Source organism: Nocardia noduli, from assembly GCF_019038455.1.
GTDB classification, from domain to species: Bacteria; Actinomycetota; Actinomycetes; order Mycobacteriales; family Mycobacteriaceae; genus Nocardia; species Nocardia noduli.
In genome coordinates, this window is the sequence record NZ_JAFMPL010000021.1 from 83,928 (window position 1) to 92,827 (window position 8,900).

Annotated in this window: 7 protein-coding genes; 3 read left to right on the forward strand and 4 right to left on the reverse strand. The window is 63.2% G+C overall.

Features of this window, described 5'->3' with window-relative positions; translation table 11 throughout:
- Positions 1-453: 453 nt before the first annotated feature.
- Complete coding sequence (locus tag JZ792_RS15140; protein ID WP_216911111.1) at positions 454-1,611, reverse strand: DUF7802 domain-containing protein; 1,158 nt, start codon at positions 1,609-1,611, stop codon at positions 454-456.
- Positions 1,604-2,539 carry a metal-dependent hydrolase gene (locus tag JZ792_RS15145; protein ID WP_216911099.1) on the reverse strand — a complete coding sequence of 312 codons (936 nt, stop codon included), beginning with the start codon at positions 2,537-2,539 and terminating at the stop codon, positions 1,604-1,606. The genes JZ792_RS15140 and JZ792_RS15145 overlap by 8 nt, the downstream gene beginning before the upstream one ends.
- A gap of 91 nt (positions 2,540-2,630) precedes the next feature.
- Between JZ792_RS15145 and JZ792_RS15150 the strand changes: the two genes are divergently transcribed.
- Positions 2,631-3,251, forward strand: a complete 621-nt coding sequence (locus JZ792_RS15150) for a TetR/AcrR family transcriptional regulator (RefSeq protein WP_216911100.1) — start codon at positions 2,631-2,633, stop codon at positions 3,249-3,251.
- A 276-nt stretch (positions 3,252-3,527) separates the two neighbouring features.
- Here JZ792_RS15150 and JZ792_RS15155 read toward each other — a convergent pair whose 3' ends face one another.
- Complete coding sequence (locus JZ792_RS15155; protein ID WP_216911101.1) at positions 3,528-4,364, reverse strand: SDR family NAD(P)-dependent oxidoreductase; 837 nt, start codon at positions 4,362-4,364, stop codon at positions 3,528-3,530.
- Between the two features lie 94 nt (positions 4,365-4,458).
- Here JZ792_RS15155 and JZ792_RS15160 point away from each other — a divergent pair, with 94 nt between their 5' ends.
- Entirely contained in the window at positions 4,459-5,046 is a 588-nt protein-coding gene (locus JZ792_RS15160; RefSeq protein WP_308165307.1) for a CGNR zinc finger domain-containing protein, read from the forward strand.
- Between the two features lie 114 nt (positions 5,047-5,160).
- On the opposite strand, the gene JZ792_RS15165 is transcribed toward JZ792_RS15160, so the two are convergent.
- Positions 5,161-5,775: a TetR family transcriptional regulator gene (locus JZ792_RS15165; protein ID WP_216911102.1), complete on the reverse strand. Its 615-nt coding sequence runs from the start codon at positions 5,773-5,775 to the stop codon at positions 5,161-5,163.
- 367 nt (positions 5,776-6,142) lie between these two features.
- Here JZ792_RS15165 and JZ792_RS15170 point away from each other — a divergent pair, with 367 nt between their 5' ends.
- Positions 6,143-8,389, forward strand: a complete 2,247-nt coding sequence (locus tag JZ792_RS15170; protein WP_216911103.1) for an MMPL family transporter — start codon at positions 6,143-6,145, stop codon at positions 8,387-8,389.
- Positions 8,390-8,900: the final 511 nt, after the last annotated feature.

An 8,900-nucleotide genomic window follows, 5' to 3' on the forward strand; every position in this document is an offset into this window, starting at 1 on the left:
GCGGACCGCGCGTGGACGTATCCCCGAAATCGTGCGGGGATTGGCGGGTCGCACCTCACCTTGCGGGTCGGAGCAGCATGCGCGCGACGCGCGCATGCTGCTCCCCGGTGTGATCCTTCAACCGCACGCCATCGCCTGTACCGCACTGACGTGGTGCAACTCGGCACGGTCCCCCTGCGCGTCGGGCCGAGTTGAGTCCATCGGTTCGGCCTGCCGGGCTGGTCATATGGCCGCGCCGGTGACGACCACCGCATCCAGCAACGTCCGCTCTTCATCGTCGGCGCTGGCTCGATTTGTCGAGTGGGGCTCTGCCGCGTTCTCACCCCGATGGTTGGGGATGCGTGCCGAGGCCAGGGCCTTCTCGACGGAAAAGTGTAAAGATGCCACATGTGCCAAGTCCCCCGCTTGCGGCTGCGCTGGACGCGGAACCCTACCCCGCTCGGCGGGGTTCGGTCACACTTCCACTCTGGGCGCCCGGCGCTTTTCGGCGGTGGTCCGGTGCACGGTGACGCCTGCGACGGCCGCGACGCAGAGTGCGGCGAGGACGAAACACACGGCAGCGTAGAGCAGGTTGCCGGTCGGCGTGCCGTCGCTTGTCCTACCCGCTGTCGCACCGAAGTAGTCGGGAAGCGCGCCGATCCACAGCACCAGCATGGTGACGAGATAGATACCGCCGAACGCGGCGACGAATCGATTCGGGATCACGATGCCGTCGATGACGCCACGTCGTGAAAGGAGCCACTGCCGACTCAGTACCGGGATGGCGATCGCGGCGACCACAGCCAGTTCCAGGGACAAGACGAACGCTTGCGCAGCGGTGTTCGGGTCGTCGCCGCCGAAGATCTGAGACGGCATGCTGAAGATGGTGACACCAACCGGAACCAGTATCCCGGCGAGAACGGTGCGCAGGACGAGTTGCCATCGCCCCGGGCGGATTCCGCGCTGGACTCGACGGGTTACCAGCATTCGGACGAGAAACACCACGACCGCGGGCCCGACCGTGGCGAACATGAAGACGCTGGTCATAGGGACGGAACTGAGCATCGGATGATTGGTCTTGTTGTCGGTGTTCCATGCCCACCAGCGCAGCTGGGGTCCGAGCTGATCGAAAATCTCGTAGAGCACGTGGTGCACGAACCCGACACACACCGCGCCCACCAGAATTCCTCGTCGGCGCTGGAATACACCCAGGCTGCGCACGATCTCGTAGGCCAGCGTGGTGAGCGCGGGATACAGCGCCACGATGTAGAGCGGCAGGCGGTCGAAGAGAAACTGGACGGTGAAAACGTTGTGAGCGAAAATGACGCCCACAGTGTCTTCGAGATGGAAGATATTCGGAAAATACTCCGGTATCTCGATCACCAGGGAGTAGATGATCGGCGCGAACCACAGCGCCAGATTCGTCGGGTCGCCGTCGCGGCGCAGTCTACGGAAGGCGTGGACCAAAGCCAGGACCGCGCCGAGGACCATCATCCACTCGATAATCGGCAGGGTCCAGTTCGACAGCCCGAAGGGATTCCGGAAATCGACCACTGCGGCTGCGTCGTGGCAACTGAACCCGCCCAGTGATCGCGCAATCGAGTCGAAGATGGGATTACACTGCTCAGCCACGGTTGCCGTCTTTCCCTGCGAGTTCCGATGTGTACCAATGCCATACGTCGTCACCGGCCTGATAACGGGCCAACCACCGCTCCGCGAATTCGGGCAGGGGCGAGTTCGCCGGTTTGTGGAAGGGTGTCTGACTCAACAGAACATTGACCACCGCGATGATCTTCTCTCTGCGCTGGATACCTGCGTACGACGGACGCGTTGCGTTCGGATCCGGGGCTTCGAGACGCAGCCACCGACGTACGGCCCGCCGCATCTGCACGGTTCGCATCATGGACCCGGCGTCGACGCCGCGATCGCCCTCGGGGACATTGTCGTTCACTCCGTTGGCGATGATCGATATGACTTCGCCGAGGTGCTTCACGACGGAAGGCAGGACTCGCACGCGGTACCACGGCTTGCCGACGACGGCGTCGTAGATGATCAACGCCGAGCTGCGATGTTCGACTTCCTCTACGAAGTGCCACAGGAACAGCGACGCGACGCGATCGTCGCCCCCCTTGAACAGCAGGGCCTCGTTGTCGAGCATCAGTTTCATCGAAGGCGTGAAGGTCGCCTCGAGGTCGGCTATGTAGGCGAGCCGATACGCCAACGGGGTGGTGGCGGTCAGGTTGTCGTAATGATTGATCGCGGTATCGAGGGTCTCCTGCAGGCCCGGATAGGTCTTGATCAACGCCTGCATGTGCCTGCGGTGAGCGCGCGCATGCTGGGCCTCTTGACGGAGAAAGGCGTCGGCTTCCGCGGCGATGGCGGTATCGGAGATCTGCGGCAGAGCCTCCTTCACGGCCGCGACGATCATCTTCTCGAAGCAGATCGCGATGATCGATGTGGCGTTCATCGAGAACGAGAACGCGGGATTCCCGGGGTTCCAGACGAACGGGACATCGTCATCGAAGTCGAACCGTGTACGCCGGATCTGTAGTTCGGTCACTTATTACACCCTCAGACTGTCATTACACACAACAACGATATGTGCATCTTGTATAGTGATAGTCGAGCAGAAGTGAGGTGTCAACCGTCACATGGGACGCAAGGGCTGGGGCGGTCAGCCGCCCGACGACGACAACGACGCGCGCAAGCGCATCCTCGATGCGGCGTTGCGCTGCATCGAGATTCACGGTCCAGCCAACACAACCCTGTCAAGCATCGCGGAAGAACTCGCGATCACACGTCGGACCGTGTACCGGTACTTCGCGAGCACGCAGGAGTTGTTCGCGGCCGCCGCCGAGGTGGCGTTGATCGGTTTCATGGCGCAGATCGAAGCCACCATGCGAATCACCGACGTGGCCGACCAGATCACCGAGATGGTGGCGCTCATCATCGAGCGCCTGCCCGACGAGCCGCTGCTGGCATTGGTCCTGGCCAACGACCCCGCTGACTACTTCGGCAGGCGGATACTGCGTCGCGACGTGATCGTATACACCCGCAAGGTTTTGGAGACTTCCGAAATCGACTGGGCCGCAGATGGATACGATCGGCAACGACTCGACGAACTAGCCGAGTTCCTGCTTCGAACAATCCATTCCATGGTCGTAGCCCCCGCAGAGCCGCCGAAGCGCGATACTGACCTACGCACCTATCTGAGCCGATGGATCGGTCCCGCGCTGCGAGCCGACGACAACAGCGCCCGCAAACATGGCTGATCGCGCAGCCGCCCGGCGCGGCATGGGCGTCGGCTCGGATACGGGCGGAATCACCGGTGAACATGGTCGAGGGCAGCAGCCCCGGCCGACGCTTGTTCTTCCCGACCGCCGACGACTCGGAAGCGATGATCGCCCCCCTCACGGACAACACCCGGTGCGAGGGCGCCACCGAGGACCGCCAGGGGATGGCGACGTGCATGCCATCCCCTGGCGCACGCACCCCGCGGGACTACTCCGAGCCGCGCCGAACCCGTTCAGACAGTCCGGCGTGGGGCCTCACGCATCGACCATGTCGGTGACGGTCGCCCATTCGTCGAGCACGGCGATCCGCGCGGCCAGCGCCTTGCGCATGCTGTCGGCACCGGCGACACCCAGGGCGAGGCGTCGTGGCGGATTATCACTGGCCACGACTGTCCGGATGCCGGCGGCGACGCGTTCTACGCCGGAGAACGCCGATGTGGGCAATGCCTGGATCGCCTGTTGCACAACGCGAACCGTCTGGTCGTAGTCGGTGTACGTTGCCGCGGCGGTGTCGAGATTGCCCAGGAAAGGGGTCGCGGTGAGTCCCGGTTGAACGAGAGTCACACGGATGCCGAGCGGAGCCACCTCCGCCACCAGCGCGTCCGACAGCCCCTCGACGGCATACTTCGTCGCGGCCAGCAGGCCGACACCGGGGTCTGCGGTCTGGCCGTAGTAGGACGAGCCCTGAAGGATGTGCCCGGACCGCTGGTCTCGCAGAACAGGCAATACCGCGCGCAGCACGTTGAGCACACCGAAGACATTGGTGTCGAAGATTGCCCGCGCCTGCACGTCGGCCGCCTCCTCGACCGCGCCGAAGAGTCCATAGCCCGCATTGTTGGCCACGACGTCGATGCGACCGAAGCGAGCCACCGTCTGCTCGACCGCCTTCGCTACGGCCGCCTCGTCGCGCACGTCCGCTTCGATCGTCAGCAGTCGGTCGGATCCGCCCAGATCTCCGAGAGCCTCGATGTGTCGAGCTACCGCTGCCACCGCCTCTCCCGCTTCGAGTGCCTGATGCACGAGTTCACGCCCGATTCCCGAGGAAGCGCCGGTGATGAACCAGACAGGCGAGATGCTGTTTTCATTTGTCATGTTGCGACTGTAACGGTTTAGAACGCAACAAACAAGACGTTCAGCCGCGAAGGGTTGTGATCAAACCCGCGAGGAACCATGGAGTTGGTATCGTGTGGGCGTGGACGTGAAGCAAGGGTCGCCGGAGCGGAGCCTCGACGCTGTCACTCTGGTGTTGCGGTTCGTCAACACCAGAGCCGATGGTGCGGGACGCATCGAGATCTTCGGCACGGCAGCGGAGTTCGCGAATTGGGCGATCGAGCAGGACTTGCTCGCAGCCGACATGGTGGTCACCGACTCGGATGCGGCAGCCGCACGGGAACTCCGCGACGCATTGGTCACGGTCTTGCTCACCCATGCCGGCGATCCGGACATCGCCGACTTTCGGATCGCCGAAGCGGAGCGGTACTTACTGCGGGCCGGTGTGCGCTATCCCCTCACAACGATCGTCACCGCCGAAACCGCGCAGCTCACCGCTGGATCCGCCGGCGTGCCCGGCACCCTGGGCGCGGTTCTCGCCGCGGTGACCGAGACGGCATTGCGCGGAGACTGGATGCGAATCAAGGCATGCTGCAATCCACCGTGCCACTTCGGTTTCATCGATCGCACGCGCAACCGCGCGGCGCGCTACTGCAGTCCCGGATGCGGATCACAGGTATCCATGCGCGCCCTTCGGCAACGCCGCAAGCAAGCCCGCTCCTGAACAACGTCGTCGTTCATCGCCGAGCCGACCCTGATCGCGGTGCTCGACCAGCGAGCAGGTCCGCGGTCAGGACAACCGCCGAATACCTGGTAGGCCGAAGTCCTGGCCCGATCGTCACAGCGGTAATCCTCGCTCCACGAGATCGACCGCGCTCAACAGGTCCGACAGCGTCTTCTCATCACGAGGGTCTTCGACAGCTTGCGCCAAGTTGAACATGATGCCACCGATCACTCCGACGAAGACCCGTAGTTCCAGATCGTCGGTGCCGTGTCCGGTGTAGTCGGCGAAGAACTGCGCCGCATCCGAGATCGCCCGCTCCGAATACAACTGGTAGGCAAGGCGCAACGCGGGCTCGGATCGTATCAACCGCATACGCGCGGGATCGCTCGCCCATTCATCGGCAAGGCTGAGATGATAGCCCTCGGTGATGAGCCGACGAAGCAGCTCGAAATGTCCCAAATCATCGGGAAGGGCCTCCAGCACCGCAGCTCGCGCGGAATCGAGGTCATCGCTGATGACGACCTGCTCCTTGGTCTGGAAGTAGCGGAAAAACGTGGTGTGCGAAACCTCGGCCTCGCGTGCGATCTGTTCCACCGTCGTGCGGCCATAGCCGTGCTCGGCGAACAGACGCATGGCAGCCGATCGGATAGCGGCGCGGGTGCGCACCTTGTGCCGCTCTCGTAAACTGAGGTTTTCCGAACTGCGCTTCCCGGCGGCCGGTGCCACCATCGAGCCTCCTCGCTCTCACCATCGGCGATATCCGCCGCATGCGCGGCGACTATTGCCGATACGTTAGTTACTAACATATGGCACCGGCTAACAGATAGCCAGCCTCAGCGCACCCGCACGCCGGTGCGCCTTCCGGTGAGCGACGACAGACGCGAACTCGGCGCTCGGGCGGGCGATGTGCCCGAACTCACCGCAATGGGTCTGCGTCACCATCCGCGCTGCTCAAAGCCTGAATCCACGTTGTGCGATCAACAACCTCCTCCCATGATGCGCTGCGTATCAGCGACGATATTCACTAATATCTGGTACTCACTAACAGTAGTTCTTCGATACCAGAAACTTCTCTCTTCAACGCGAAAGGCACATGATGGCGTCGTTGTTGTTCCGGCTCGGCCGGTTCTCGTTCGGGAAGAAGTGGTGGGTGATCAGCGCGTGGCTCGTCACCCTGATCGCGGCGGCGAGCCTCATGAGCGCCCTGCAACCCCAGTTCGCCAAGGATTTCAGCCTTCCCGGAACCGACTCGGGCACCGCGACCGAACAGGTCGAGCAGTATTTCCCCGCAGTCATGGAACAACAGTCGCGGGCCTCGACCAGCGTCTTGGTCGCAGCCGATGACGGGCTTGCCGCACACCGCGACCAGCTCGACAGACTCGTCTCCGACCTGCGAACACTGCCGGAGCTGACTGATCCGGGCACGGTCGTCGATCCACTGGCACTGGCGCAGGCCCGGCCCGAACTGGCCACCTCGGTCCTTGGTGACAACGGAAAGGTAGGCCTGATCCAGATCCGGCAGAACACCGAGATCATGGACCTGACCACCGATCAGAAGGACGCACTGACCTCGATCCTGGACCGCAATCGCGGCAACGGGCTGCAGGTCGAGGCCACCGGATCGCTCATGCAGGTCAGCGAAGCAGGCGGAAAGGCGGAAGCGATCGGATTCGTCGTCGCCTTCGTCATCATGATCATCGCCTTCGGCGCGCTGGTCGCCTCGTTCATCCCGCTCGTCACCGGCCTGGTCGGCGTGGGCCTGACCATCATGCTGCTGAACCTCAGCGCCGAGGTGATCTCGATCAACGAGAGCGCCACCGGCATCGTCACGATGCTCGGCATCGCCCTGTCCATCGACTACGCACTGTTCATCGTCTCGCGTTACCGCAGTGAGCTCACCCGCGGCGGCACCCCCGAAGACGCCATAGGACGTGCGGTCGGTACCGCGGGATCCGCGGTAGTGTTCGCCGGACTCACCGTGGCGATCGCGGTCGCCGCACTGATGGTCGTCGGGATTCCGCTCATCACCCAGATGGGTCTGGGCGCTGCCGTCGCCGTCGTCATCGCGGTCCTCGGAGCATTGACCTTGATCCCGGCTCTTCTGGGCGCGGCCGGACGGTTCGCGTTCGCGCCCCGCGTCCCGTGGATCAAACACGCCGAACCGTCGGAAACCGCGGAAACCAACGGAGTTCGCTTCGGCCGCACCGTGGTTCGCCGACCATTGCCGTTCATTATCATAGGCCTGCTCGCCCTGGCCGTCGCCGCCATCCCCGCCACGAAACTCGAACTCGGCCTCTCACTGACCAGCGAGGACGAAGTCCCCGCGCAGACATTGCTGCAGCGCGGATTCGGCGAAGGCATCAACGGACCATTACTGGTCGTCCTACACGCCGAGGAAGGTCGAACCGTCGACGCGGCCGCCGACGAAACCGTCGCGGGCATCAAGACTCTCGCCAACGTCGCCAACACCGCACAGCTCACCTGGACCGGTGACGGAACCACTCGACCCGACATCGACGCGCGCGCAGCTCTGATCAGCGTCACCCCGAACAGTGGACCCGCCGCGCAGGCTACCCACGACCTTATGGAACAGATCCGAGACCTCGCACCAGCGGCCGAGCGAGCCGGAGCCGAACTACACGTCGGCGGACAGACCGCGATCACCTCGGATCTGTCCGCCAAACTGAGCAGCGCGCTCATCCCCTACCTGATCGTCGTCATCGGACTTGCTTTTCTGATCATGGTTCTGGTGTTCCGATCGCTATGGGTGCCCCTGATCGGAACCGTCGGATTCGTCTTCTCCATCCTGGCCACCTTCGGGGTCACCGTCGCCATATTCCAAGAAGGCGACTTCGGACTGATCAGCCACACCCAACCGATCATCTCGTTCCTACCGATCTTCCTCATCGGGGTCGTATTCGGCCTGGCCATGGACTACCAGGTCTTCCTGGTGACCCGCATGCGCGAAGAGTTCGTGCACGGCATGAACACCAAGAACGCGATCATCACCGGCTACCGTCACGGCGCACGCGTAGTCACCTCCGCCGCGATCATCATGATCAGCGTATTCGCCGCATTCATGCTCTCCCCCGACACCACAGCCAAGATGATCGGCTTCGCACTCGCCGCCGCAGTACTGTTCGACGCCTTCGTCATCCGCATGATGGTGGTTCCCGCCATCCTCTCGCTGCTCGGCGACCGCGCCTGGCACCTGCCGAAGTGGCTGGACCGATGGGTACCCGATGTCGATATCGAAGGCGGCGCGGTACGCAACCGCGGCATCGCGATCCCGGAACAGACCGATCACGTTCCGGCAGCCGCCGGTATGGGCTCGCAGCGGTGAGCGCGCAAAGAATCCCTCTCGCTCGATGACCCTTCGCCCGCCTTGCCTGCCGCAGCCGCGGCGATCCGCTACCTCGGCGGCGACCGCCGAGGTAGCGCACGCCTGGTCGCCGGATCGGGCCGCGTCGTAGAGATCCGGATGTTGCCCTCCGCTGGCACGCGACCACGAACGGGTGACGAGCTGACACAATTTCCACTTTGCTGAACAGGTATCGATAGCCCCCAAAAACACTGAAAACAATGACCTTTCACGTCTTGGTCTCGATCCACCGACGAGAGTGTGGCCGGTGGTCCGCGCCGTAGGCGTGGGTTCTCTGGGCTTCGGGTGTGGGGTAACCGCTGGTCTGCCCAGCTTTTCCACTGTATTTCCAGGTCGTAGGGACGGTTTACAGATCAGTTCAGAATGAGTCGGTGTGTCGGTTTGATCTGTGGTGCACCATATTCGACACTTCTGGGGTGGTTGATGAGGTGGTGACCGATGCGTTGTGGGAGCGGTTGGAGCCGTTGATTCC